Source organism: Comamonas odontotermitis (assembly GCF_040396735.1).
Lineage (GTDB): Bacteria > Pseudomonadota > Gammaproteobacteria > Burkholderiales > Burkholderiaceae_C > Comamonas > Comamonas odontotermitis_C.
The window spans coordinates 1-26,289 of record NZ_JBEBNZ010000012.1 but is presented as its reverse complement, the minus strand read 5'-3'; the positions used below and the strand labels follow the sequence as shown (position 1 = coordinate 26,289).

Annotated in this window: 21 protein-coding genes; 7 read left to right on the top strand and 14 right to left on the bottom strand. The window is 65.3% G+C overall.

All coding sequences use genetic code 11. The features are described 5' to 3' along the window. The first annotated feature begins 289 nt into the window (after window positions 1-289). Window positions 290-1,828, top strand: a complete 1,539-nt coding sequence (locus ACH2DG_RS12045; protein ID WP_395026379.1) for a YifB family Mg chelatase-like AAA ATPase — start codon at window positions 290-292, stop codon at window positions 1,826-1,828. Window positions 1,829-1,849: 21 nt separating this feature from the next. On the opposite strand, the gene ACH2DG_RS12040 is transcribed toward ACH2DG_RS12045, so the two are convergent. The 11 genes from ACH2DG_RS12040 to trpB all read right to left on the bottom strand — a co-directional run bounded on the left by ACH2DG_RS12040 (window position 1,850) and on the right by trpB (window position 13,738). Continuing rightward, complete coding sequence (locus ACH2DG_RS12040; protein WP_395026378.1) at window positions 1,850-2,458, bottom strand: peroxidase-related enzyme; 609 nt, start codon at window positions 2,456-2,458, stop codon at window positions 1,850-1,852. Next, window positions 2,455-2,982, bottom strand: a complete 528-nt coding sequence (locus tag ACH2DG_RS12035) for a CMD domain protein (RefSeq protein WP_395026376.1) — start codon at window positions 2,980-2,982, stop codon at window positions 2,455-2,457. The genes ACH2DG_RS12040 and ACH2DG_RS12035 overlap by 4 nt, the downstream gene beginning before the upstream one ends. Window positions 2,983-2,998: 16 nt before the next feature. Next, window positions 2,999-4,321, bottom strand: coding sequence for an acyl-CoA thioester hydrolase/BAAT C-terminal domain-containing protein (locus ACH2DG_RS12030; RefSeq protein WP_395026374.1), 1,323 nt, complete (start codon window positions 4,319-4,321; stop codon window positions 2,999-3,001). After that, window positions 4,321-5,889 (bottom strand): ABC transporter substrate-binding protein, encoded by a 1,569-nt coding sequence (locus ACH2DG_RS12025; protein ID WP_395026373.1) that lies wholly within the window; start codon window positions 5,887-5,889, stop codon window positions 4,321-4,323. Before ACH2DG_RS12025 ends, ACH2DG_RS12030 begins: the two co-directional genes overlap by 1 nt. Before the next feature lie 75 nt (window positions 5,890-5,964). Beyond that, complete coding sequence (locus ACH2DG_RS12020) at window positions 5,965-6,999, bottom strand: ABC transporter ATP-binding protein (RefSeq protein ID WP_395026372.1); 1,035 nt, start codon at window positions 6,997-6,999, stop codon at window positions 5,965-5,967. After that, the gene (locus ACH2DG_RS12015; RefSeq protein WP_395026370.1) at window positions 6,996-7,976 is read right to left on the bottom strand and encodes an ABC transporter ATP-binding protein; all 981 of its coding nucleotides are present in this window, start codon (window positions 7,974-7,976) and stop codon (window positions 6,996-6,998) included. Before ACH2DG_RS12015 ends, ACH2DG_RS12020 begins: the two co-directional genes overlap by 4 nt. Next, window positions 7,973-8,893, bottom strand: a complete 921-nt coding sequence (locus ACH2DG_RS12010) for an ABC transporter permease (RefSeq protein WP_395026369.1) — start codon at window positions 8,891-8,893, stop codon at window positions 7,973-7,975. The genes ACH2DG_RS12015 and ACH2DG_RS12010 overlap by 4 nt, the downstream gene beginning before the upstream one ends. Continuing rightward, window positions 8,890-9,864 (bottom strand): ABC transporter permease, encoded by a 975-nt coding sequence (locus tag ACH2DG_RS12005; protein ID WP_395026368.1) that lies wholly within the window; start codon window positions 9,862-9,864, stop codon window positions 8,890-8,892. Before ACH2DG_RS12005 ends, ACH2DG_RS12010 begins: the two co-directional genes overlap by 4 nt. Beyond that, window positions 9,861-11,336 (bottom strand): NAD(P)-binding domain-containing protein, encoded by a 1,476-nt coding sequence (locus ACH2DG_RS12000; protein WP_395026366.1) that lies wholly within the window; start codon window positions 11,334-11,336, stop codon window positions 9,861-9,863. Before ACH2DG_RS12000 ends, ACH2DG_RS12005 begins: the two co-directional genes overlap by 4 nt. Beyond that, window positions 11,333-12,349 (bottom strand): LysR family transcriptional regulator, encoded by a 1,017-nt coding sequence (locus ACH2DG_RS11995; RefSeq protein ID WP_395026364.1) that lies wholly within the window; start codon window positions 12,347-12,349, stop codon window positions 11,333-11,335. Before ACH2DG_RS11995 ends, ACH2DG_RS12000 begins: the two co-directional genes overlap by 4 nt. A 183-nt stretch (window positions 12,350-12,532) precedes the next feature. After that, the gene (trpB, locus tag ACH2DG_RS11990) at window positions 12,533-13,738 is read right to left on the bottom strand and encodes a tryptophan synthase subunit beta (protein ID WP_395026362.1); all 1,206 of its coding nucleotides are present in this window, start codon (window positions 13,736-13,738) and stop codon (window positions 12,533-12,535) included. Window positions 13,739-13,840: 102 nt separating this feature from the next. Between trpB and ACH2DG_RS11985 the strand changes: the two genes are divergently transcribed. The 4 genes from ACH2DG_RS11985 to ACH2DG_RS11970 all read left to right on the top strand — a co-directional run bounded on the left by ACH2DG_RS11985 (window position 13,841) and on the right by ACH2DG_RS11970 (window position 18,677). After that, window positions 13,841-15,331 carry a DUF2868 domain-containing protein gene (locus ACH2DG_RS11985; RefSeq protein ID WP_395026361.1) on the top strand — a complete coding sequence of 497 codons (1,491 nt, stop codon included), beginning with the start codon at window positions 13,841-13,843 and terminating at the stop codon, window positions 15,329-15,331. Between the two features lie 17 nt (window positions 15,332-15,348). Next, window positions 15,349-16,935: a DUF3482 domain-containing protein gene (locus ACH2DG_RS11980; protein WP_395026359.1), complete on the top strand. Its 1,587-nt coding sequence runs from the start codon at window positions 15,349-15,351 to the stop codon at window positions 16,933-16,935. Between the two features lie 136 nt (window positions 16,936-17,071). Further along, the gene (locus ACH2DG_RS11975; RefSeq protein WP_395026357.1) at window positions 17,072-17,563 is read left to right on the top strand and encodes a hypothetical protein; all 492 of its coding nucleotides are present in this window, start codon (window positions 17,072-17,074) and stop codon (window positions 17,561-17,563) included. A 175-nt stretch (window positions 17,564-17,738) separates the two neighbouring features. Continuing rightward, window positions 17,739-18,677, top strand: a complete 939-nt coding sequence (locus ACH2DG_RS11970) for a DUF6963 family protein (protein ID WP_395026356.1) — start codon at window positions 17,739-17,741, stop codon at window positions 18,675-18,677. On the opposite strand, the gene ACH2DG_RS11965 is transcribed toward ACH2DG_RS11970, so the two are convergent. Both ACH2DG_RS11965 and ACH2DG_RS11960 read right to left on the bottom strand, forming a co-directional pair. After that, entirely contained in the window at window positions 18,674-20,593 is a 1,920-nt protein-coding gene (locus ACH2DG_RS11965; RefSeq protein ID WP_395026355.1) for an ABC transporter permease, read from the bottom strand. The two genes, ACH2DG_RS11970 and ACH2DG_RS11965, sit on opposite strands and share 4 nt — an antisense overlap. A 130-nt stretch (window positions 20,594-20,723) precedes the next feature. Then, window positions 20,724-21,926, bottom strand: a complete 1,203-nt coding sequence (locus ACH2DG_RS11960; RefSeq protein WP_395026353.1) for an ABC transporter substrate-binding protein — start codon at window positions 21,924-21,926, stop codon at window positions 20,724-20,726. A 365-nt stretch (window positions 21,927-22,291) separates the two neighbouring features. Here ACH2DG_RS11960 and ACH2DG_RS11955 point away from each other — a divergent pair, with 365 nt between their 5' ends. Beyond that, a complete protein-coding gene (locus ACH2DG_RS11955) occupies window positions 22,292-23,065 on the top strand; it encodes a ferredoxin--NADP reductase (protein WP_395026352.1) in 774 nt (257 codons plus the stop codon). A gap of 117 nt (window positions 23,066-23,182) precedes the next feature. Here ACH2DG_RS11955 and ACH2DG_RS11950 read toward each other — a convergent pair whose 3' ends face one another. Then, window positions 23,183-23,728 carry a flavin reductase family protein gene (locus ACH2DG_RS11950; RefSeq protein ID WP_395026351.1) on the bottom strand — a complete coding sequence of 182 codons (546 nt, stop codon included), beginning with the start codon at window positions 23,726-23,728 and terminating at the stop codon, window positions 23,183-23,185. 266 nt (window positions 23,729-23,994) lie between these two features. Between ACH2DG_RS11950 and ACH2DG_RS11945 the strand changes: the two genes are divergently transcribed. Then, window positions 23,995-26,115, top strand: a complete 2,121-nt coding sequence (locus ACH2DG_RS11945) for an IPTL-CTERM sorting domain-containing protein (RefSeq protein ID WP_395026350.1) — start codon at window positions 23,995-23,997, stop codon at window positions 26,113-26,115. The last annotated feature ends 174 nt before the right edge of the window (window positions 26,116-26,289 follow it).

Sequence of the window (26,289 nt, the reverse complement as noted above, 5' to 3'; positions counted from 1 at the left end):
CCACACTCCTTATTGTTGATCTCGTATGGCCGATGCAATGCACAGAGCGTGCCAGCTTCAAAGTTCATCACCGCCTCGTGCTGATCCAGAAAGCGCTGTGCGCTATGGTTTTTGAAAGTGTGGCGCCTTCCGGCAGGCAGTTGGCTACCGCCTGTATCGCCCGGGCGACGCATCCACGCCTCCTGGCGGCTGCTGCTTGCCCGAAATAACGGCTTTCGCCATGCTGAAAGCAGCCCTGTCCGTCTCAGAAGCAGGCAATCGCACCAATTTGGTGCAAAGGATGATCCGCATGAGTCTCGCCGTGGTGCACAGCCGTGCACTGGTGGGTTTGACCGCCCACACCGTCTCTGTCGAAGTGCATCTGGCCAATGGCCTGCCCAGCTTCACGCTGGTGGGTCTGGCTGACTTGGAAGTAAAGGAGGCTCGCGAGCGCGTGCGCTCGGCGCTGCAGAACAGCGGGCTGGAGTTTCCGCACAACAAGCGCATCACCGTCAACCTCGCGCCTGCCGATCTGCCCAAGGAATCGGGCCGATTCGATCTCGCAATTGCCGTCGGCATTCTCGCAGCTTCGGGCGTGATCGATGCCAGCCAGCTCGCCCACTATGAATTTGCTGGCGAGCTGTCGCTGTCCGGCGCGCTGCGCCCGGTGCGCGGAGCCCTGGCCGCCAGCATGGATCTGCACCAGCGCGGCCAGCAGGTGCGCCAGGTGCTGCCGCCGGGCAGTGCGGAAGAAGCTGCCCTGGTTCCGGACGCCGAGGTCTACCGCGCAGAACACCTGCTCGATGTGGTGCAGCACTTTGCCCCGGCCAGTGCCAGCACGGAAGACGCAGCCCGCAGCCAGTGGAGCCGCGTGCCCCCGCAGACCCAGCGGCCCGATGCGGACGCCTTCGACATGCGTGACGTCAAAGGCCAGGCGGCCAGCAAGCGCGCCCTTGAGATTGCAGCGAGCGGCGGACACAATGTGCTGATGCTCGGGTCTCCCGGCGCGGGCAAATCCATGCTGGCCCAGCGCTTTGCCGGACTGCTGCCGCCGCTGCAGGTTGCCGAAGCCCTGGAAAACGCCGCCTTGCACAGCCTGGTGGGCCGTTTTGATGCACGCCACTGGGGCCAGCGCACCACGATGGCACCGCACCATACCGCCAGCGCAGTCGCCCTGGTGGGCGGCGGCAGCCCGCCCAAACCCGGCGCCATTTCGCTCGCGCACCATGGAATTCTTTTCCTGGATGAGTTTGCGGAGTTTCCGCGCGCCGCGCTCGAAGCCCTGCGCGAGCCGCTGGAGACAGGCCACATCACCATTGCCCGTGCTGCACAGCAGGCCAGCTTTCCAGCCCGGTTCACACTGATTGCCGCGATGAACCCCTGCCCGTGCGGCTTTCGCGGCTCGCGCCAGCGCGCCTGCCGCTGCACGCCCGATCAGGTCAGCCGCTACCAATCCCGCATCAGTGGCCCTCTGCTGGACCGCATCGACCTGCATATCGAGGTGACGCCGCTGCCTGCGGATGAACTATTGACAGCCCCGCCCGGCGAGCCCTCGGCCGCCATCCGCGAACGGGTGGCTGCTGCCCGCGCCATGGCAATTGCCCGGCAAGGCACGCCCAATCAGCAACTACAGGGTCAGGCGCTCGATGCACACGCCCAGGCCGAGCCCGCCGCACTGCAATTGCTGCAGAATGCGGCAGCCAAACTGGGGTGGTCGGCGCGCGGCGTACACCGCGCGCTGCGTGTGGCCCGCTCGATTGCCGATCTGGCGCAATCGACAGCGGTCTCGCCCGCCCACGTGGCCGAGGCCATCCAGTACCGACGCGCCTTGCTCAGCGCGGCTGGATAATCACGCTGTCAAAAATGCGCTTCAGGCGGGCAGCAGCGGCTCGCCCAGGTTCAGCATCAGGCGGTTGGCCCAGGCGAAGATGGCGTCGGAATGCAGCAGGTCAAGAATCTCGCCCTCGTTCAGACCTTCAGCCTGGAGTGCATCGATGTCTCCCGCATCCAGCGCGGCGGGCTGCTCGGTGATCTTGATGGAGAACTGCACGATCGCTTTTTCGCGGGCTGTAGTGCCTGCGGTCTCAGGTTGCTCGAACACCTGCGCAATGGTGTCGCTGCGCTTGGCCAATTGCTCAAAGCGCTGTGCATGCACCGAGCCGCAGTACACGCAGCCATTGATACGCGAGACCACCGTGGCACCCAGCTCGCGCTCAGCGCGCGAAAGGCCCCCCGGCGCATACATGATGGCGTTGAAAGCGGTGGAGCGCTCGCGCAGGATGCGGGGCTGGTGCACCAGAAAGAGGTAGTAGTCCGAGGTCTTGGCCTTGGGATGGCTTTCTTCCAGAACCGCCATCTGATCGGGCGTGGCCTCGCCCAGTTGGACCACATCGAGCCAGGCCTTCCATTCGAGCGACTCGTTGGTGAAGCCGTGGGAGCGGATGACCGTGGCGGGTTGGAAAGTTGCGGGCGTGCTCATGCGTGTGCCTCCTCGGATGCTTTCATGGCTTTGAGGCCGGCAACGAGCCGCACCTGGTAGGAAAGAAAGGCAATCATCTGCGACAGCGCCACCACGGCGGGTGTGCTGATGCCCGCTGCAGGCAAAGCCAGCAAGGCGGCCTTGTCGCCTTCCACCGGCTTTTCGATCAACGTGCGGGTGAAGGAGAGGATGGCGGCCAGTCGCGGCTGGTTCAGGCGCTCGGCGTCTTGCGGCTCGCCGGCCTCGGCCACCTGGATGAGTGCGGCATCGGCCTGCGCCTGCTGCAGGCGCTCCAGGTAATGCGCGGCCAGTTCGGGCGCAGGCGTCAGGCGGCTGGCGTACAGCGCCACCAGCAAGCGCTCGGTGAGTGTGAGATCGGGCAGTGCCGGATCGAACAGCGCGTTGTAGCTGCCCTGGGTGGCTGCGGCAACCTTCTCGCGCTGGTGGCGCGCCGCATAGGTACGGCTGCCCGGCACCAGGCCAACCAGCCGGTCGATCAGGTCATCGGAGACAGGGGTGGTCATACAGGACTCCTTGGATTTATGAGTGGATGGCTGATGCATGGGCAACATTGGCACGTGCCTGCACCGCGCGTTCGAGAAAACGGAGCACCCCTTGCCACGACGCGGCATCGGCATGCGCGTTGTCGGCCGGGTTGCCGCCGCCGGTACTGACCTTGCCCGACACCGGGTGGGCGTAGACCAGCTGCGTGGTCGGCACATAGGGAAAGAGAATCGCGTGGCCGGCGCGCTCGAAATCCAGCCACTGCACATCGTGCGGGTGCTGCACCTCGGCGAGCTTGTCGCGCACGATGCCTGCGTAGATGCTCGAAGGCCAGGAGCCGTCGTCGGTGCCCGACAGCAGCATCACCGGCCCTGCGATGTCTTCGACGCGGATACGTGCACGCGCCAGCGCCTCCGGGTCCTGCAGCGCGGTGCGCATGGCCAGGTCATGGCGGCGCGGCTCGGGGCCATCGTCGTACGGTGCCCAGCTGGCACTGCGGTTGTTCTCCCACAGGTGCGTGAGCGGCTTGCCACCCAAAAGCCATGTCGGGCCCTCACGGCCGATCTTCGGGTCGCAGGCATTCTGGCCGCTGTGCACAAAGGCACTGGGCACGTAGCCCACAACGGCCGAAACCTCCTGCGGGAAGGTTGCACCCAGCAGCAGTACCAGCTCACCGCCACGCGACTGGCCGCTCAGCGCCACAAAATCGTGCGCGGGCCGCACCGTGCGGCGCAGCCATTGCAAGCCGCGCTGAAAGTATTCCAGCGGCGTGTTGGAGATGTAATCCGACAGACCCGGCGCCTTGAAGTACGCGAGCGCCAAGGCCGCATAGCCGTGCGATGCGTACAGCGCCGCACGCGGCTCGTTGATGCCGCCGCCCGAGCCGTTGAGGATCAGCACCGCCGGATGCGGCCCAGGACCCGCAGGCAGGTACAGCGTGCCCACCAGGCCTTCTTCATGCACCTCGCGGCGCCTCACCCCCGGCCCGGCGAGCTGCTGGATGAACATCGCCTGTGCCTGCGCCCCAGCGGTGCGGGCCATGAGCTGCGTGACCAGCGGCTCGGCCACAGGCTGGTTGAACAGCTCGCGGCTGCTGGAATCCACCGGGCTTTGCGACCAGATCAGGCCCATGCCGTCCGCGCCCGCATAGCTGCCCGATTGCGGCGCATCGCGCGCGAGATCGACCGTGCCGTCGGCACCCGCCAGAAAAATGGCGCTCGCGCGCCACAGCACGCCGCTGCGCAATGTTTCGGCGGAGATCTCCACCGCTTCGCCAGGCACTGCGTGCCGCACCGCAATGCGCCGGGGCAGATCGATGAGGCCATCGGCCTCGTCTACCGTGACTTGCAGCGCAGGCATCACTTGTCTGCCTTGGTGACCATGGCAGCCGTGGTGCGGTCGCTGCTCACCGGCGTGACCTTCAGACCTTTCTTCGCCGCCCAGATGTTGCGGTAGTGGAAGAGCGGAATGATGCCCACATCGTCAGAGACGGTCTTGGCCGACTGGCGCAGGATCGCCTCGCGCTTGGCCGTGTCGAATTCCTCGGTGGAGTCGGTGAGCGCCTTGTCCACAGCGGGGTTGCTGTAGTGGCCCCAGTTCGAGGCGCCCAGGCCCTTCTTGATGTCCACCGAAGCCAGCACATTCACCAGCGCATAGCTGGCCTCGCCCGTGCCATTTCCCCAGGCGAGCATGCTCATGGCGTACTCGTTCTTGTTGGCGCGGCCGGAATACACCGCCCATGGCACCACCTCCACCTGGGTCTTCACGCCGATGCGCGTCCAGAACTGCGCCACCACCTGCGCGGTTTCCGGGCCTTGCGGATAGCGGTCGTTGGGCACATGCATGGTGAGCTTGAAGCCCTCGGGGAAACCGGCATCGGCCAGCAGCTTTTTGGCGCGCGCGGCATCGAACGGGATGTTCTTGATATCCGGGTTGTAGCCATAGGTGTTCTTGGGCATCCACTGGTTGGCTTCGGTGGCAGCATCCTGCAGGATACGGTCCACGATGGCGCCGCGGTTGATGGCCAGGTTCAGAGCCTGGCGCACGCGCTGGTCGAGCAGCGGGTTCTTGGCCAGGGGCTTGCCCGCGTTGTCGGTGATGAAGGGGTTGGGCGCCTGGTTGAAGCTTGGCTGCAGCAGCATCACGCGCAAGCCGTCGTAAGGGTAGACCGTGACATTGGGCGCGCTCTTGAGGCGTGCCAGGTCAGAGACGGAGACCTTGTCGATCACATCCACATCGCCCGCCAGCAGCGCAGCGGTGCGCGATGCGGCGTTGTTGATGTAGCGGTAGTTCACCTTTTCCCACTGGGGCTTGTCGCCCCAGTAGCTTTCGCTGCGCTGCATCACGACGCGGTCGCCCGGTGTGTAGGAGACCCATTTGTACGGGCCTGAGCCCACCATTGCCTTGCCGGAGTTGTAGTCTTCGGTGGAGGCCTTCTCGCCCACATGCTTGCTCACGATGTGCACGGAAGCCAGGTTCAGCGGCAGATCGGGATTGGGAATGTTGGTCTTGATGATGAGTGTGTGCGCATCCTTGGCAGTCACCGATTCGACGGTGCGCAGGTAGCCCGCGAACGTGGCCACGCTGCCGGGCACGGAGCGCGCGCGCTGGTAGGAGAAGATCACGTCATCGGCGGTGAAAGGCTTGCCGTCCTGCCATTTCACATCGGTGCGCAGCTTGAACTCCCAGGTCTTGGGGTCGAGGTTCTTCCAGCTGGCGGCCAGGCCCGGCTGCAGCTTGTTGTGGTTGTTCTGCACCAGCAGATCCCAGAAGTGCAGGTCCACCGAGCGGTCGCCTGCGTGGTTGTTGAGTTGCGGGTCCATCGACGAGACCGGGTCGGCAAAGCCGATGTTCAGGGTCTGTGCATGGACGGCCAGGCCTGCAGACAGCAAGGCAGCGGTGAGGGAGGAGAGGACGATGCGTTTCATGGCGGGCTCCTGTTGAAATCGGAAAAAGGCGTTGGCGGTGTGGAACGGAATGGCGATGGGCGCTGCAGGCGGCCTTCAGGCCGCGTCGTTGAGGTGGCAGGCGCTCAGGTGCTGGATGGCAATGCCCTTGAGCTGCGGTGCCTCCACCTTGCAGCGCGCCATGGCGCGCGGGCAGCGGGGGTGAAAGTGGCAGCCACCGGGCGGGTTGAGCGGGCTGGGGATTTCTCCCTGGATGGCCGAATAGGTGCGATGCCGTGCATTCATGTTGGGCACCTCCGCCAGCAGGGCCTGGGTGTACGGATGGTTGGGCCGCGCAAAGAGTTCTTCGACAGGCGCCGACTCGATCACACGGCCAAGGTACATCACCACCACGCGGTCGGAGATGTGCTCGACCACGCCCAGGTCGTGGCTGATGAACAGATAGGTGAGATGCAGCTGCTCGCGCAGGTCCATGAACAGGTTCAGGATCTGCGCCTGGATCGACACATCCAGCGCGGCCACGGCCTCGTCGCACACCAGCATGGTGGGCTGCACGGCCAGCGCGCGTGCAATGCCGATGCGCTGGCGCTGGCCGCCGCTGAACTGGTGCGGATAGCGGCTGCGCAGGGCCGGGTCGAGCCCGGCGCGCTCCATCTGCGCGCACACGTAGTCATCAAAGCCCGCCTTGTCCACCAGTCCGTGGATGCGCGCGCCCTCGCCCACGATCTCGTCCACACGCAGGCGCGGGTTGAGGCTGGCGTAGGGGTCCTGAAAAATCATCTGGATCTTCAGGCGCACCGCGTGGCGCTCCTGGGCACTCATGCTGCCGATCGGCTTGCCATCGAACAGCACTTCGCCATCCGAAGCAGGCAGCAGGCCCGCCGCAATGCGGCCCAGCGTGGATTTGCCGCAACCCGATTCACCGACCAGGCCCACCACTTCGCCAGGGCGCACGATGAGGTCGACATGGTCGACCGCACGCGTCACGGGATGGGGTTTTTCCAGCCCCAGGCCTTGCAGCACACGGCCTGCCAGGCCCGGTGGCTGCTCGCCAAAGCGCTTGCTGATCTGGCGCAGCTCCACCACGGGCGTGGTGACTGGGATTGGGGAATTCGTCACAGAAGTACTCATGCGTGCTGCTCCAGCGCCGGATGAAAGCACCGCACCAGGCGGCCTGCGACCGGTTCGGTCTGCTCGGGCTGCACCGTGCAGGCACCAGTGGCGCGTGCGCAGCGGGCGGCGAATGCACAGCCCGCTGGCAGATGCAGCAGGTTGGGGGTCATGCCGGGAATCTGCTGCAGGCGTGTGCCGCGCCGGTTGTTGGCAGGCAGGCTGCCGATGAGGCCTGCGGTGTAAGGGTGCAGGGGCCGGTCGAGCACCGCGTCCACATCGCCCTGCTCGACAATGCGGCCTGCGTACATCACAGCCACTTCGTCGGCAAGGCCCGCCACCACCGACAGATCGTGCGTGATCCAGATCAGCGAGGTGCCGTGCTGGCGCGCGAGCTTCTGCACTTCGGAGAGTATCTGCGCCTGAATGGTCACATCCAGCGCCGTGGTGGGCTCGTCCGCGATGATCAGATCCGGCCGGTGCAGCATGGCAATCGCAATGGCCACGCGCTGGCGCATGCCGCCCGAGAGCTGGTGCGGGTAGGCCTGCAGGCGCTCATCGGGGCTGGGAATGCCCATCATGGCCAGCGTCTCGCGGGCGCGCTCGCGGGCCTGCGCCCGGCTCACGCTGGTATGGGCGCGCACGGCCTCGATCATCTGCGTGTCCACGCGCAACACGGGGTTGAGCGTCATCATCGGGTCCTGAAAGATCATCGCGATGCGGTTGCCCTGCAGGGCGCGCAGCTCGCGTGCGGGCAGCCTGGAGATGTCGCGGCCCTGGAAGAGCACCTCGCCACCGCTCACGCGGCCCGGGGCATCGACCAGGCCCATGATGGAAAAGCCCGTTACGGACTTGCCCGAGCCGGACTCGCCCACAAGGCCCAGGATACGGCCACGCTCCAGCGTGAACGACACATCGTTCACCGCGCGCAGTACACCTGCGCGGGTGTCGAATTCGGTGCGCAGGTTGCGCACCTGCAGGGTGGGCGTGCTGCTCATCGTGTGTTCCTCGGGTTGAGCACGTCGCGCAGGCGGTCGCCCACCAGGTTGATGGCGACGATGGTGACCAGCAGGGCAATGCCCGGATAGAAGCTGATCCAGTACTGGCCCGACAGCATGAACTGGTAGCCGTTGGAGATGAGCAGGCCGAGCGAGGGCTCGGTCACCGGCACGCCCAGGCCCAGAAAGCTCAGCGTGGCCTCCAGCGTGATGGCGCGGGCAATCTGCAGCGTGCCGATGACGATCAGCGGCGGCAGGCAGTTGGGCAGGATGTGGCGCACCATGATGCGCCAGCCGGGAATGTCCTGGCAGCGCGCGGCTTCGACATATTCGCGCCTGCGCTCCACCAGCGCCTGGCCGCGTGCCGTGCGGGCGTAGTAGGCCCACTCCAGGATCACCAGCGTGAGCACCACGTTCCCCACGCCCTTGCCAAGGTAGGCCAGGATCATCATCGCCACCAGGATGGAGGGGAAGGAGAGGATCAGGTCGACCAGCCGCATGATGATGGTGTCGGTTCGCCCACCGGCATACGCAGCCAGCAGGCCCAGCAGCGTGCCCACCACGCCCGCGATGAGCGCGGAGCCCACGCCCACCATCAGGCTGATGCGCAGGCCGTACAGAATGGCGGAATACAGATCGCGTCCCTGGCCGTCGGTGCCCAGCATGTAGCGGAAGGTGTCCAGGCCGTTGGGCGACCCCGGTGGCAGGCGAGCATCGAGCACATCGAGCTGCTGCAGGTCATAGGGGTTCTGCGGAGTGATCCAGGGCGCCACGAGCGCAGCCAGAATCAGCACCACGGCTACCACCAGGCCGAAGACCGCCAGGCGCGATGCCATGAAATCGGCCATGTGCTCGCGCCATGGCGAGGGCTGGCGCACGGGGGCGGCAGCAGAAGTGAGGTTGGCACTGTGGCTCATGCGGCGGTCTCCAGGCGCACGCGCGGGTCGAGCACCTTGTAGAGGATGTCTACGATCAGGTTGAGCGTGACGAAGAGGCACACCACCACCACGAGGTAGGAAACGATCACGGGGCGGTCCAGTGCGTTGATGCTGTCGAGAATGAGCTTGCCAGCCCCGGGCCAGGAAAAGATGCTTTCGGTGACCACGGCGAAGGCGATGGTGGAGCCCAGCTCCAGGCCCAACACCGTCACCAGCGGAATCAGTGTGTTGCGCAGCACGTGCATGCCCACCACACGCATCGGCGAGAGGCCCTTGGCGCGCGCAAACTTCACCCAGTCCTGCGGCAGCACTTCGCGCACGCCAGCCCGTGTGAGGCGGATCACCAGCGAAATCTTGAACAGCGACAGGTTGATGGCCGGCAGCAGCATGTGACGCAGGCCATCGAGCGTGAGGAACGACCACTGTGCGCCCAGAAATTCCACGGTCTGGCCACGCCCGCTGGACGGCAGCATGCCCAGCGACACGCTGAAGGTCATGATCAGCATCAGGCCGACCCAGAACGTGGGCAGCGAAAAGCCCACGATGCTGCCCGCCATGATGGATTTGGAAAACCAGTTCTCCGGATACAGCCCGGCGAAGAGACCCAGCGGCACGCCCAGCAGCACGGCCAGTATCAGCGCCGCAATGGCCAGCTCCAGCGTGGCGGGCAAGCGCTGCAGGATGAGTTGGATGGCCGGCACGTTGTAGACGAAGCTCGCGCCCAGGTTGCCGTGCAGCGCACCATTCAGAAAGCCCAGGTACTGGCGCCACAGCGGCTGGTCAAACCCCAGCTCGGCAATGATGCGCGCGCGCTCGACCTGATCCACATCCTGGCCGATGAGGATGTCCACCGGGTTGCCGATGGCGTGCAGGCCCACAAAGACGATCACCGTCATCAACAGCACCACCACCAGGGCCTGCGCAACACGGCGCAGCAGCCAGCCGATCATGACGTGCTCTCTTCCACGGTGCGCTGCGCGGGCGGCAGTGCGGCCGTCCACTCGTCGCCAAACACCTCCGGCTCACTGAAAGCCTGCAGCTTTTCGAAGTGCCACTCCACATCCTCGGCGTAGAGCGTGCTCGCAATGCCTTGCGCGAGGCGCTCTGCGCCCACGCTGATGGCCGGAATATCTCCCGAGACGGTGCCGTGCGTGAGCGCAGCAGGGTAAGAGAACGCGTGGATGCGCTCCAGACCCGGGCAGGCGCCTGGCGTTTTGGGTTGCAGCTCGAAGGCGGGCCCCAGGTCGGGCGAGTCGGCCAGTTCCTGGTCGTCTTCCCCTTGCGGGTGCTCGAAACGGTCGCTCCAGTTGCGCACATGGGCGGCAAAGGGCGCAAATTCGCTGCGCGACGTCCAGTCGATGCGAAAACCGGTGGAGAAGATCACGAAATCCAGGTGGAACACCCCCTTGGAGGTATGCACGCGAATCTCCTCGCCCGTCCACTCCATGCGCTCAATGGCCGTACCCAGGTTGAAATGGGCATGGGCGTTGCGGGACACGCGCAGCGTGCTGCCGCGTGGCGGAGGCACCTGCTGCACATTGATGTAGTGGCGAATCTTCCATTTCCATGCGTCTGGCAGGCGCAGGTGGCCGTGGGTAAGGCCGGGACTGCCCGCACCCTTGCCCTTATTCACGCGCGGAATGTCGCTGCGGCGGATCAGCAGCTCCACACTGGCTGCGCCGCTCTCCAGCGCCGTGGCGGCGCTGTCCATGGCCGAGGCACCCGCCCCCACCACGCCCACGCGCTTGCCAGCGAGCTGGTGGTAGTCCATCGTGTCGGACGAATGCGCCCAGCGCTCGCGCGGCAGGTCGCCTGCGAACGCGGGCACGTAGGCACCGCCCAGGCCGTCGCGCCCGGTGGCCAGCACCACGTGGCGGGCAAACACAGTGCGCTCACCTTCGGGGCTGTGCAGATCGAGCTGCACCACGCCATCACCGCGCGGGCGCACGGCCAGCACGCGGTGCGCGTTGTGCACGGGCAGCGCCAACACCTTGCGGAACCAGCGCAGGTAGTCCATCCACTGCAGGCGCGGAATCTTGTCGAGCGCATCCCAGGCCTCCAGCCCGAACTGCGACTCGAACCAGGCGCGGAAGGTGAGCGAAGGCTTGCCCAGCGCCGGGCCGGTGAGCTGCTTGGGCGAGCGCAGGGTTTCCATGCGCGCCGTGGTGGCCCAAGGGCCTTCAAAGCCTGCAGGCGACTGGTCGAAAATCTCGGCCTGCACGCCCATGAAGCGCAGCGCCGCGCAGGCAGCCATGCCGGACATGCCGCCGCCGATGATGGCCACCGGCAGCACGGGCTCGCCGTTCAGCATGGTCTCGGGCACCCAGTCCTTGGCGGGCAGGTCAAGCCAGGCCAGGTCCTGGTGCACCCGGGCTTCGAGCGCGTCCAGCCCCTGGGGCGGCAGTATGGTGTCGTGTGTCATTCGTGGTTCTCAGAGGATTCTTGGGCGGCAGGCGCTGGCAGCTGGCCGGGCGGCAGCATTTCTTCCAATAGCGCTGCATGGTCGCGCGCGTCGTGCAATACAAAACCCGGCAGCAGGCGCTGCGCCACATCGGTCAGGGTCTGGCAGAGCGCATCCATCGCCGGTGTGCAGGGCGCGGCCTGCTGGGTGACCACGCCGAAGAGAAAGGGAATCTCGGTATCGAGCGGGCGCACCACCACGCCTTGCAGCGGCAGGCCCAGCGCAGTGACCGGCTCCAGCACCGATACGCCCAGGCCGGCACGCACGGCAGCAATGGCGTTGACCGAGGCATTGGTTTCCATGAACTGGGTCTTGCCGCGCTGCGCGCCCGGGCGCGCTGCCGCAAAGGCATCGTCCAGCCGGCCGCGCAAGCGGTAGGGGTTGGTCATGGTGATGAGCCGGCGGTCGGCCAGGGCTGCCAGCGGCACCACCTCCAGGTCTGCCAGCGGGTCGCCCTGCGGGAGCACCGCCACGCAGGCGGCACGGCCGATCCAGTGCACCTGCAGGCCGCGATGCTCGAGCGGCAGGCTGCTCACGCCCATCTGGGCCGCACCGGTGAGCACGCCGTGCGCCACCTGCTCGGGCGAAGCGCTGCGCACCCGGATGTGCGAGATGCTGTCTGCAGCTTCTGCCCCCATCTGCGCCAGCGCTTGCGGCACCAGGCCGGCAGCCAGGGCTGGCGTGGCCAGAAGGTTCAGGGGCCGCTGGCTGCCCTGCGCGATCTCGCTGGCGCGCTGGCGGATGTGCTGCAGGCTCTGCAGCGCATGGGCGACGTCCTCATACAGCAGAAAGCCCTGCTCGGTAGGCGTGACACGCGGGCCGTTGCGGCTGAAGAGCGCGTAGCCAATCTCCTGCTCCAGCTCCTGCACCAGGCGGCTGATGGCGGGCTGTGAGCGGCCCAGCAGGCGCCCTGCGGCAGTCACGCTGCCGGTGGAGATCACGGCCGCAAAAGCCTCGAGCTGACGGAGTTCCATCGTGTTGAATGCAAAAACTGAATTTTGAAGCCTTCAGTATGCATAATACAAATACTAATTTCACATATCCAAATACCTCTTGTGTATTTGCTGTAGCGTCCGCGACAGACGGACCATGAAAAAAGGGAGCCTTTCGGCTCCCCATCATCGGTGTTCTGTATACAGCGCCCTGCGCTGCCGCCATTACAACCCCAGCTTCTGGGCGACGTAGTCCGCGTCCTTGTCGCCCCGCCCGGACAGGTTGACCAGAATGTTCGCGCCCTTGCCCAGCGTGGGCGCCATGCGCATGGCCCAGGCCACCGCGTGGGAGCTTTCCAGTGCAGGAATGATGCCTTCGACGCGCGAGAGTGTCATGAAGGCGTTCAGGCACTCCTTGTCGTCCACCGCCTGGTAGTCGACACGGCCGATGTCCTTGAGGTAGCTGTGCTGCGGCCCCACACCCGGGTAATCCAACCCCGAGGCAATGCTGTGCACGGCAGCAGGCGAGCCGTCGGCGTTTTCCAGCACATAGCATTTCATGCCGTGGATTTCGCCAGGCTTGCCCACCGACAGGGTGGCAGCATGCTTGCCGGGCCTGTCCACGCCCTCGCCTGCGGGCTCCACACCGACAAGCTTCACGCCTGCGTCATTGAGGAACGCCGTGAAGATGCCCATGGCGTTGGAGCCTCCGCCCACGCAGGCTGTCACGTAGTCAGGCAGCCTGCCGTGCCTCGCCTGGAACTGCTCGCGCGCCTCGCGGCCCACAATCGACTGGAAATCGCGCACCATCTTGGGAAAGGGGTGCGGGCCGACGACCGAGCCGATCGCATACAGAAAGTTGGTCGGGTCCTTCAGGTACTCTTCAAACGCGCTGTCCACCGCGTCCTTCAAGGTGGCCTGCCCACGCGTCACCGCCACCAGCTTGCAGCCCAGGATACGCATCTTGGTGACGTTGGGGTGCTCTTTTTCGATATCGACCTGCCCCATGTGGATTTCGCATGGAATACCGACCAGCGCGCAGGCGGTGGCCAGCGCCACGCCATGCTGGCCCGCGCCGGTTTCGGCAATCACCTTGGTCTTGCCCATGAACCTGGCCAGCAGCGCCTCGCCCAGGCAATGGTTGATCTTGTGGGCGCCGGTGTGGTTGAGGTCTTCGCGCTTCAAGTGAATCTGCGCGCCGCCCAGCTGCTCGGACAGGCGCCGGGCGTGGAAGATGGGGCTGGGCCGGCCCACGTAATCCTGGAACAGGTGCTGCAGCTCATCCTGAAAATCCTGGCGCTGCACGATCTTGTCGTAGGCCTGGGAGATGTCGTCCATCGCCTGCTTCAGATGCGGCGGCACCAGCTGGCCGCCATAGTCGCCAAAAAAACCGTCCGCATCGGGCATGGGCGCAAATTGCATGGTCGTCATCCTTTGTCTCTCTCTTTGGTGGAAATGGCTGGGTTAACCATCGTTGATACCACAGCGCAAAGGCGAAAACCTTGCAGGTTTTCCCGATGCCACAATAGCCCCATGAAAGCTGACGCCGTTCGCGACATCGTTTTTGCCCACGCCATGGAAACCGCTGCCCCAAGCGACGCCCTGCCCGATGCCGCACGGCGCGAGGCCATCACGCAGGAGGTGCTGCATGCGCTGGGCCAGCCCGCCACCGAAGGCAGGGCCGGCCAGGCCGCGTTCGGGCAGTTCCTGCAGACGCGGGCAGCGCGCATCATTGCCGCCAGCAACCTGCCCGCCGATGTACGGCAGTTGTGGCAGGCGCCTCCCGCCATGGCGCGCTGGGCGCCTGCCGCCATCCTGATCGGGGCGCTGGTGGCGGGTTTCGTCAGCCACCGCATCACCGATCCGCACCGGGTCGATCTGCTGTCGCTCTCGCTCCTGGGCATCGTGCTGTGGAATCTGCTGGTGTATCTGTGGACGGTGCTGCACGGCGCGCTGCGCCTGGCCCGGCCGCGCCGCCAGGCCACCGCGGTTCTGCAACCCGCCCAAAGCGCCCCTGCAGACAGTGGCAAGCCCGGCGACGGCCCGCCCGGCTGGCTGCAGCGCCTGCGTGGCAAGGCCATGCCGGGGCTGCGCGGCACCACCCTGCGCCGGATGGCGCTGGCCTTTGAGCGCAACTGGTGGCAGATCAGCCGGCCCGCGCGCCATGCGCAGTGGCTGCTGTGGCTGCACCTGGGTGCGGCGGCCATGGCCGCAGGGGCGCTCGCATCGCTGTGGATCACCGGGCTGACACGGGAATACCAGGTGGGTTGGGAGAGTACCTTCCTGTCTGCCGCCCAGGTGCAGCAATGGCTGAACGCCCTGTTTGCCCCCACACAGTGGCTGCAGCTGACCAGCCCCTGGAGCCTGTCCGATATCCAGCCCCTGCAGGGCTGGGTGAGCAATGACCGCCCAGCGGCCACCGGGGCGCAGCTGCCAACCATGGGCGTTGGCGAGCGCTGGGTCTGGGCCTATACCGCGCTGCTGGCCGTGCTGGTGATCGTGCCGCGCCTCTTGCTGGCGCTGTGGCAGGGCCTGCGCGGGCGCTGGCTGGCCAGCCACATGGCATTGCCGCTGAACCAGCCCTACTTTGCCAGCCTGCAGCGCGATTTTGGCGGCCTGGCCACGCAACTGGTGATCGTGCCCTACAGCATGGAAATCACCCCCCAGCGCAAGGTTGCCGTGGAGCACCATGCCGCCACGCTTTACGGCGCAGGGGCCGGCATCACCTGGCGCCCCGGCCTCGCCTATGGCGCTGCGCTGCCCGACATGGGCACGGCTGCGCCCGCCCAGACGGTGCTGCTGGTCAACCTGGCCGCCACGCCCGAGGCCGAAATCCACGCAGAGTTGCTGGCCCAACTGCACCGGCGGCATGGCAGCAGCAGCCAGCTGTGGCTGTGGACCGCCGACTTCGCCGCGCGCAACAGCGGCGCGCCCCGGCGTCTGCAGGAGCGCGAAGCCCTGTGGCAAGATTTCGCAAGGCAGAATGGCTTTACCGCACACCTGATCAGCGCCACCAGCTCCTGATTTTGTAGTATTCATCCATGACCGCAGATACCGCAACGCCCTCCTCCACCAACAACGATCAATCCATCCAGTGGTGCCTGCTGTCGCACACCAACATCGGCAAGACCACGCTCGCCCGCACGCTGGTGGAGGGCGATGTGGGCGAAATCCAGGATGCCGCCCACGTCACCAGTGAATCGCAGCGCTACCTGCTGCAGCGCACGGCCCAGGGCGATACGCTGTGGCTGTGGGACACACCGGGCTTTGGCGATTCTCTGCGCCTCTACAACCGCCTGCGCCAGCAAGGCAATCCGCTGGGCTGGTTCCTGTCGAATGTGTGGGACCGCTGGCGCGACAAGCCCTTCTACATGAGCCAGCGCGCCCTACTGGCCGCGCGCGACCATGCCGATGTGATGCTCTACCTGGTGAACGCTGCCGAGGACCCGCAGGACGCCGGCTACTGGGCCAGTGAAATGCGTATCCTGCAGTGGATGGACAAACCCGTGCTGGTGCTGCTCAACCAGATCGGTAGCGACACCTCTGCCGCGCAGACGGCCGCCGACCTGCAGCGCTGGCGCGCGGCGACGGCCGAGTTTGCAGGCACCGTCAAAGGCGTGCAGGTATTGGACGCCTTCACCCGCAGCTGGTGGCACGAAAAGCAGGTGCTGGAGCGAATCACACCGCTGCTGCCCGATGCCAAGCAACCCGCGTACCTGCGCCTGCTGCACGAGCGCGCCAGCGCCCAGCGGCAGCGCGAATCCGCCAGCCTGCAGGCGCTGGCCGAACAATTGCTGCATGCCGCAGCCGCGCAGGAAGTGGCCGAGGCCGAAGACAGCAAGCTGTGGCAGCGCGCCTGGGGCAAGCTCGGCAATACCTTGACCCAGGTCACCCAGGCGGTGCGCGGCAAACCCGCCGCCGACGACGCCATCAACCCGCAGCAGGCTGCTGCCATGCAGCGGCTCACGCAGTCTCTGCAGCAGGCCGACATTGCCAGCACGCAAACCCTGCTTGCGCTGCATCATCTCGACGGCCAGGCCGCCAGCCAGATCCAGCAGCAGCTCAAGGACCAGCTCAAGATCAGCACCCCCATCGACCCGCAAAGCGCCAGTCTGTGGGGCGCAGTCACGGCGGGCGCTGCCACCGGCCTGGGCGCCGACATGGTGGCCGGCGGCATGACGCTGGGCGCAGGCGCACTGGTGGGCGCACTGGTGGGCGCCATCACCTTTGCCGGCGCTGCCTGGGGTGCCAACAAGGTGTTTGACCAGGAGGAACAACGCTTTCGCCTGTCGCCCGACTATCTGACGGCGCTGGCCAGCCAGGCACTGCTCAAGTACGTGGTGATATCGCATTTTGGCCGGGGGCGTGGCCGCTATACCAGCCCCGGCGCACCCGCACAGTGGAACGACGCCGTGCAGGCTGCCGTGCAGGCCCATGCCAGCCAGTGGCAGGCGCTGTGGGCGGCCATCGGCGCGCAGGAAAAGGATGCGCCCATGGCCGATGCCACCCGCAGCGCCCACCTGCAATCGCTGCAACTGCTGCTGGGCGAATGCCTGCAGCAGGGGCTGCAGACCCTGTATCCCGGCCTTGCCACACCTGCCGCCGTGTCGCCAACTGCAAACAAGTGACAGCCGCCTGTCGGCGCACATCTCGCCTGCACTTGTTTTTTGCACGCCACAGGCGCAGCATGGCATAGCCTTTGGGTGCGGCAATTGTCCAGCACCTGGCAGTCAACAGCCTTCACACCGATAACAGGAGTGCTTTATGCGCAATACATGGAAAGCTTGGATCGCCACCGTCGCCCTGTGCGGCACCGCCGCCGCCTTTGCACAAACCCCGGCCGCCGCTGCGGCGCCCGCTGCCGCCGCCAAACCCGCTGCAGCCATGCAGACCTTCCTGTGCAAGGATGGCACCAGCGTGCAGGCAGAAACCTCCAAGGGCGCATGCAAGGGCCACAAAGGCATTGACAAGAGCGGTGGCGCCAGCGCTGCACCCGCAGCAGCGGCAAAAGCAGCGCCAGCAGCGGCTGCACCTGCGGCAGCCGCTCCCAAGGCAGGAGCAGTACCGGCGCCCGCCAAGACCGCAGCCCCCGGCGGCGGCGCAGGCAAGGTCTGGGCCAACAACAACACCAAGGTCTACCACTGCCAGGGCGACCGCTACTACGGCACTACGAAGAATGGCGAATACATGAGCGAGGCCGACGCCAAGGCCAAGGGCATGCACGCCGCCAAGGGCAGCAAGGCCTGCGGCGCCTGAGGCGCCTCTGACAGCGATCCATTCCCAAGCCACCACCAGCGCCCTGCGGCCATACGCCCAGGGCGTTTTTTCTGGCCTCGGCGCATGTAAACACGTTCTAAGGGCAGCGCCTGCTGTTCAGCCCCGCCGTTCTTTGCGATGATCTGCGCTTTGTACACACCATGGCAGGGGTGGAATGACCTTAGGAATCGCGGCCCACGGGCCACAGGCGGGCGCCGCCGTGCGGCAGGCGGTAATCGCGGCGGAACTGCTGGGCCGGGGCGAGATCGGCGGCTTTGCGGTATTTGCGGTCATTGACGCGGCTGGCCAGGCGCACCACTGCTGGGGCCAGCAAGGCGGCATCACGGCGCTGCAGATTCCGCCTGCATGGCTGGCAGCCACGCACGCCGCAGTCATCACCAGCGGGCCAGAGCGGCCCGAGCCGCTCATGCAGTTTCTGCCGGGGCGCGACGGCGTGGGCCTGGTCACCGGGCACCGCCTGCCCAACCGCCCCGGCGCCATCCACCAGGAGCCGCTGAACCAGCGTGTGCTCGCCCTGCTGGCCACCGGCCTGCACCCCCAGGCAGCCGTCGATCAGGTGCTGGCTGCCCACCCCCAGGCCGATGCAGGCTTGATTGCCATCAATGCACTGGGCCAGATCGGCTGCGGCAACAGTGCGCGCGTGCAGCAGCGCGGCGATACAGGCGCAGGCCTATGGCACAGCACGGATGAGGCGCAGGCCGGCTTTGCATTTCTGCACAATGCCATCCAGCCCACACCGGCGGTGGCGGAATGTGTGCAAAGCATGCTGCGCGCCGCGCTGGACCAAACAGCGCACCCTGCCCGCTACCAGATGCTGCAATTGACAGATGTCATCCCAGTGGAGCCCGCAGCCGCCGACGCCCTGCATGTGGATGCGCAATGGCGCGTGGAGCGCGTCGCCTCGGCCGATCCCTTCATGGCGCAGGCGCAGCAGAACATCACCTTGCTGCCGCTTTCCATGCCCGTATGGCAAGCGGGCCGTTGCGTGGGGCAGATGGCTACCGAGCTGTTCGCCCAGGTGGCCCATGGCCGGGCCACGCCAGCGGCGGCGGCCATCGCCAATCTGGCGCTGGCAAGCCTTGCCTCGCGCTAGCGAAGCGTGGCCTCGCTCCGCGCTTTCCACCAGGCGCTCCACTGCGCCGCGTAGCCTGCAATGCCCTGCGGGAAGATCAGCACCAGCAGCAAAATCACGCCGCCCAGCGCCGCGCGCCAGTAGTCGGTATTGCGGGCCAGCACATCGTGCAGCCACGTGAAGCTGAACGCGCCCACCACCGGGCCCACCAGGGTCTGCACACCGCCGAGCAGCACCATCACCAGCCCATCAACGGATTTGGCCACCGACATGGTTTCCGGCGAGATGCTGCCCTTGGAAAAAGCAAACAGCGCGCCCGCCAGACCGGCCACGCCCGCAGCCAGCACAAAGCCCAGCCATTGCACCTTGGCAACCGGAATGCCAATCGCCTCGGCCCGCAGCGGTGAATCGCGCCCGGCCCGCAGCGCATAGCCCAGCGGGGCATACAGCACGCGCCACAGCCACAGCACGCCTGCGGCCACCAGCGCCAGCGTCAGCAGGTAGAACCAGCGCTTGTCTTCCAGCCAGGCGGCGGGCCACACGCCCGTCATGCCATTGCTGCCGCCGGTGACGGAATCCCACTGGAAGGTGGTGGCCCAGGTGATCTGCGCAAAGGCCAGGGTCAGCATGGAAAAGTACACCCCGGTCAGCCGCACGGCAAACCAGCCAAACAGCAGGCCGCCTGCGGCAGCGGCCAGGGGCGCCAGCAGCAGCGCCAGTTCCATGGGCAAATGCAGCGCCGACAGCAGCAGGGCCGCGCCATAGGCCCCCAGGCCAAAGTAGGCCGCGTGGCCAAACGAGTGCAGGCCCGCCGGGCCCATGAGGAAATGCAGGCTCACGGCAAACAGGGCGGCAATCAGCAGATCGACCAGGAGCACCAGCGTGTACGAATCGGCTCCCACCACCCACGGCAGCGCCAGCAGACCCAGCAACAATACCCCACCCGCAGCCCAGAACGCCGGCTGCAGCGGGTGCAGGGGTCGCTCGCGCAGGCCCTGCACGCGGCTAGCCGCCTGCGGCTTGCCAAACAGGCCCCAGGGCCGCACCACCAGCACCACGGCCATCACCAGAAAATCCACCATCAGGGTCAGCTGCGGAAAGGCGACATTCACCCCGGCAATCTGTACCACGCCCAGCCACACGCAAACGGCCTTGACCACTGACACCAGAAGCGCGGCCACAAAGGCACCCGTCAGCGATCCCATGCCGCCCACCACCACCACCACGAAGGCTGAGCCGATGGTCTGCAGATCCAGCTCCAGCGTGGCGGGCTCGCGCGGCAGTTGCAGCGCGCCGCCCAGGCCCGCCAGCGCCGCGCCCAAGGCAAACACTGCGGTGAACAGCCAGGCCTGACGCACGCCCAGCGCGCCCACCATCTCCCGGTCCTGGGTGGCGGCGCGCACCAGCATGCCAAAGCGCGTCTTGTGCAATAAAAGCCAGGTAGCACCCAGTACCATTGGCCCAGCCGCTATCAAAAATAGGTCATAAGAAGGAAAGGCCCGACCCAGGATATCGACCGCGCCGCCCAGGCCCGGCGCACGCGGACCCAGCAGCTCATCGGGCCCGCACAGCCACAGCACCGCGTCCTTGATGACCAGCACCAGCGCAAACGTGGCCAGCAGCTGAAAAAGCTCTGGCGCCTTGTAGATGCGGCGCAGCAGCACCACCTCCACCACCGCACCCAGCAGCCCCACCCCGAGGGCAGCGAGCGGAATAGACAGCCAGAACGCCCAGCCTTCGCCCCAGGTTGCCAGCGGCAGCAGCGCCTCGGCAATGGCATAGGCGGCATACAGCCCCACCATGTAGAACGAGCCATGGGCGAAGTTGACGATGCGGCACACGCCAAAGATCAGCGACAGGCCCGCCGCCACCAGAAACAGCGACGAGGCCCCAGCCAGACCACCCAGCAATTGAACCAACAGGCCGGAAAAGCTCATGCCACCCGCTTCCCAGCCACGCCATATCGCACAGCAGGGGCTGGAGCGCGTGCAGCGCCACAGGGAGAGGATATTTCACGATCTGCGAAACAGCGAGGAAGCGCCGCCGCGCAGCGGCACAGGAAGTGCTTCATGGATTCGGCCGCAGCTTTTTCACCTCTTCGTCCGAAGGCAGGTAATCCTTGCCATCGCGGTACACATAGTCCACCAGTTCGCCCTTGCCCTTCACTTTCTTGAGCCGGCCCACGTAGGCGCCCATGGTCGACTGGTGATCCTGGGCGCGCCAGGTGATCTTGCCAAAGGGCGAAACCACTTCCAGCCCCTCGAAGGCCTTGACCAGCGCCTCGGTCTCGGTGCTGCCCGCCTTCCTGATACCTTCGGCCAGCGACTTGATGCCCGCATAGCCCACCACCGATCCCTGGCGCGGGTAATCCTTGTACCTGGCCTGGTAGGCGTCGAAGAAAGCCTTGTGCTCGGGCGTCTTGAGCGTGTGCACCGGGTAGCCCGTCACAATCCAGCCATCGGGCGTTTCGCTCTTCAAGGCATCCAGGTACTCGGGCTCGCCGCTCAGCACGCTCACCACCGGGCGGTCCTTGAACAGGCCGCGCGTATTGCCTTCGCGCACGAACTTGGTCAGGTCGGTGGCAAACAGCACGTTGAAGATGGCGTCGGGCTTGGCGTCGGCCAGCGCCTGCACCACGCTGCCCGCGTCGACCTTGCCCTGCACCGTGGCCTGTTCGGTCACGAATTCGATATCGGGCTGCGCCGCCTTCATCTTGGCCTTGAAGGTGGCGACCGACGACTGGCCGTATTCGTAGTTGGGGTAGACCAGTGCCCAGCGCTTCTTCTTCAGCTTCAAGGCCTCTTCCACCAGCATCGACACCTGCATATAGGTCGATGGCCGCAGGCGGAAGGTATAGGCATTGCCATTGCTCCACACCATCTTGTCGGTGAGCGGCTCGGTGGCCAGGTAGAAGAACTTCTTCTGCTTGGCAAAATCGGTCAGCGCCATGCCGGTGTTCGACAGAAAGCCACCCGCCAGCACGTCGACCTTCTCGCGTGCGATCAGCTCTTCGGCCACGCGCACGGTATCGCCGGGGTTGGCGTTGTCGTCACGGGTGATCAGCTGCAGCTTCTTGCCGCCCACGCCGCCCGCCTGGTTCACCTCGTCAATCGCCAGCTCCATGCCGCGCTTGTAGGGCTCCAGAAACGCAGGCTGGTTCTTGTAGCTGTTGATCTCGCCGATCTTGATGGTGCCTTCTGCATGGGCACCAGCCGAACACACCAGGGCTGCGGACCAGGCCACAGCACGCATTGCCAAACGGGTTGTCATGGGATAAGTCTCCTGAACTCAAAGAACCGGTCCTGCGCCACCCCACAAAGCCGGGCACGCCTTTGGCGGGCTATTTTCGCCGCAAGTGCGGACCAGCGGCGGGGTGTGCGGAAAATTCCACAGTCAAGCGGCCACGCGCGACCCGCGCCCAGAGCGGTGAAGCCCCTGATATGAACACGACGATATGCCCATATGACGTTTAAGTTGTATGAATAGTGAACAATAGCGTTTATAGATATAGCAGGGCGTGTTCCGATCCTCAGCAATGGCGCCAGAAGATCTTCCGCATGCTCCAAGACCAACCCAGACTGCCGCAGCGCCATCTTCGCGCCCTTTGCAGCAGCCATTTTTGAACCTGCATTGTCATGAGCGCTTTTCTCGAAGAACGTGTCCTCTCCGTCCACCACTGGACCGATCGCCTCTTTTCCTTCACCACCACGCGCGACCCGGCGCTGCGCTTCTCCAGCGGCCACTTCACCATGATCGGCCTCAAGGTCGACGGCAAGAACCTGCTGCGCGCCTACTCCATCGCCAGCCCCAACTATGAAGAGCACCTGGAGTTCCTGTCGATCAAGGTGGACAACGGCCCGCTCACCAGCAAGCTGCAGCACATCCAGGTGGGCGACACCATCATCGTCGGCAAGAAGCCTACCGGCACCCTGCTGGTGGATTACCTGCTGCCCGGCAAGAACCTGTACCTGATCGGCACCGGCACGGGCCTGGCACCCTGGCTGTCGGTGGCGCGCGATCCCGAAACCTATGAGCGCTTCGAGAAAGTGGTCGTCGTGCACGGCGTGCGCCAGGTGCAGGAGCTCGCCTACCAGCAGCTGCTGGAGGAAGACCTGCCCAACCACGAATTCCTGGGCGAAATCGTCAAGGACAAGCTGATCTACTACCCCACGGTCACGCGCGAGCCTTTCCGCAACCAGGGCCGCATCTCCAACCAGATCAATGCCGGCACCTTCCCCCAAAACATCGGCCTGCCCGAGTTGAACCCCGACACCGACCGCGTCATGCTCTGCGGCAGCCCTGCCATGCTGGCCGAACTCAAGGAACTGCTCGAATCGCGCGGCTTCAAGGAAGGCAACACCTCCACCCCTGGCGACTTCGTCGTCGAACGCGCCTTTGTCGAAAAATAACTATCGTTTCAATAGCACATAGTGCCTACTGGTAAAGCGTCAGAGGCCAAAAACACCAAAACCCGCAGCGGTTACCGCCTACGGGTTTTGTTTTTGAAATGCCTAGATGCGGAACCGTCAGAGCAGCTGCTCGGTATAGAACTGCCCGCCATGGTAGAGCAGCGGCGCCACGCCGGTCCGGTAGCTGCAGTGCTCGACTTCGCCCACCAGAATCACATGGTCGCCTGCATCGTGGCGGCTGCGGCTTCTGCATTCAAACGTGGCAATCGCGCCATCGAGCACAGGCAGGCCGCTGGCGCCCTGCTGCCAGTCCACCCCCGCCCAGCGGTCCACGCCCTTGCGGCTGAACTGCAGCGCCAGCTCCTTTTGCGGCGCGCCCAGCACATTCACCACATAGTGGCTCACGGCCTCGAACACCGGCATCGAGGTGGCCGTCTTCATCAGGCTCCACAGCACCAGGGGCGGCGCCAGCGATGCCGAGTTGAACGAACTGATCGTCAGCCCCACCTTCGCGCCGTCGGGCGCCAGCGCCGTCACCACCGCCACGCCGGTGGCAAAGCGACCCAGCGCATCACGAAAGTCGCGCTCGGAAAACGGCGCAGCAGCAGCGGGGTGGAGGTGTTCAGGGGACAAGGAGCGGTTCACAGGACAGACAGGCTGCATGACCGGAACCGGCATGCATGCATAAGGCAACTTCATCAATTATCGGCCAGCCCACGAGGCCCCTGCCCGCGTAGGTGCATGGCGACTTGAACCGCGTGGATGCTTTTGTCATTCGGTCCTATTTATAAGAATTGTTAATTAATTTTATGAAATTAATTATTAACATAAAATTATTTAGAAATAAATTTACTCAATAAGTAAGCGATCGCACAAATAGCGTTTTCAAGACGCATGGTGGTCGGCTCACGAAAAACGGAGAGGAATCCATGAAATTTTTGCAAAAAGTCCTGCCGCTGGCCTTGCTGGGCGTGGCTGCCACCCAGGCCTGGGCCCAAACCGGCACCAACCCCTTACAAAACTGCACACCTACTCAGGTGCGCGCAACAGAACGATACTGGTTTGCCGGCAACAAGATCGCAATGGATTTTGGCGTGTCCGGCACTGCGCTGCCCACCATCACGGCCAGTCCGGCTACCGTGTCCAACGTGCAGGAAGGCTCCACCGTCGTAACTGACGCCAATGGCACCTTGCAGTTCTGGGTCGGTGAAGGCAGTGTCTACAACCGCAACCAGGTAGTCATGGCCAATGGCAGCGGCATCACTGGCAACCTGAGCGCTGTACAGGTGGTGGTGGCCTTTGCCGCACCAGATGTACCGGGCAAATACTTCGTGGTCGCTACTTCGGGGGCGGCTGCTGGCATTCCTGGCACCCTGCTGTACTCGATAGTGGATATGACCGCCAATGGCGGCTTGGGCGCGGTGACGAGCAAGAACATCACCGTTCCCGGCGGCATTTCCAGCAACGAAACCCTTTCTGCCGTGCCCAATAGCGACGGCACCGGCTATTGGGTGATGACGACCAGCTATGGCACCCGAAACCTGGTTGCACAACTGTTTGACAGCAACGGGCCTGTGGGCGCTCCGGTGGTCTCCACATTGTCGGAAGACGTCGGCAACCTCTTTGGTAGCATCTATTTCAACAAGGATCTGACACAGTTCGCTGTTGCAACCAGTGTTCAGGGTTCAAACTCCAGCAACATCGTCCGGACCATGCGCTTCAATGCGCAAACCGGCCAGGCCACCGAAATCGCCAGCTGGCACGCAGGCACCACAGGCTCGGCGTATGCAGCCGATTTTTCGCCCAGCGGCAAATACCTGTACGTATCGAACATCTACCCGGGCCAGTTGTACCGTTATGACGTGAGCACCGGGGATGCTGCGACGATCAAGGCCAGTGAAGAATCCGTCGGCGTTACCGGGGATATTCGGGGCGGCGGCCATGTGCGGCGTGGGCCGGATGGTGCCATGTGGATCGCTCACGAGGCAAACAACCCATCGCTCACCCGCATTGCCAATCCAGACGAAGCGCTGGTTGCCAACATTGGATTTGCACGGGGCAATATCGCATTGCCCGCAGGCGTCACCAGCCGCTGGGGCCTGCCGCAGACCGTCGCAGGCTGCCCCAAGCCGCTGGCGCCCGATGCCGTTCCCGCCGTCAGCGGACCGGCCGCCCCCTTCTATGTAGGCACACCACAGACACTGGCCGTCAACCTGTCCAACCAGGGCGGCAGCGGCAATGTGGCCGACGGCACGCTCACCATCAACCTGCCCGCCAATGTGCAGGCCGGCAACGGCCTGCCAGCCGCCTGTACTGCCGTATCGCCACAGCAGGTCAATTGCGACCTGGCTGCCGCAGGCATGGGCCCGGTTGCCCCTGGCGCCACCCTGGGGCCGCTGAGCATTCCCGTCACTGTTTCGGCCCCCGGCACCTACAACGTGGATGTGACCGTGGCGGGCGTGACCGGCGAGACCGGCGCCGCCTTGCTCAACAACACGGCCCAGACCAGCATCACCGCGCTGGCCCTGGCGCCGGACGCCGTACCGGCCATCAGCGGGCCTGCAGCACCCTTTGGCGTGGGCACCCCCCAGGTGCTGGCGGTACAGGTCGCCAACAACGGCGCTGCTGGCGATGTGGCTGATGGCACGCTCACCGTCACCCTGCCCACCAACGTGCAGGTGACGGCGGGCGCCAGCCTGCCTGCTGGCTGTACGGCGGCAACGCCCCAGCAGGTGACCTGCAACCTGGCCACTGCAGGCGGCCCGATTGCCCCTGGCGGCAGCATAGGGCCACTGAACATCCCCGTGACCGTTTCGGCACCGGGTACCTACAGCGTGGATGCGGTCGTGACGGGTGTGACCGGTGAGGTGGACGCTGCGCTCCTCAACAACACCGCGCAAACCAGCATCATCGCGCAGGGGGCCGTGCCACCCGTCAATGGCGCCGCGCCCGTACCCACCCTGGGCGCCGGTGCGCTGGCAACGCTGTCTGCCGCCCTGGGCGCATTGGCGATTGCCACACGCCGCCGCAGAGCGCGTGCGGCCGAGTAAAAACGTGCTCTCCAGCCACTGCCCGGGCCAGCCTTGCGCTGGCCTTTTTCATGGAAGGTGCAATGCGGGCCGCGCAGACGTTGATTTTTCGCACGGCCGCCCGCATCTTGTGGATAACGTGAAACATCAGCGCAGGTAACTCCAAGGTATGTCCCTGATCCCCAATTTCGCCAT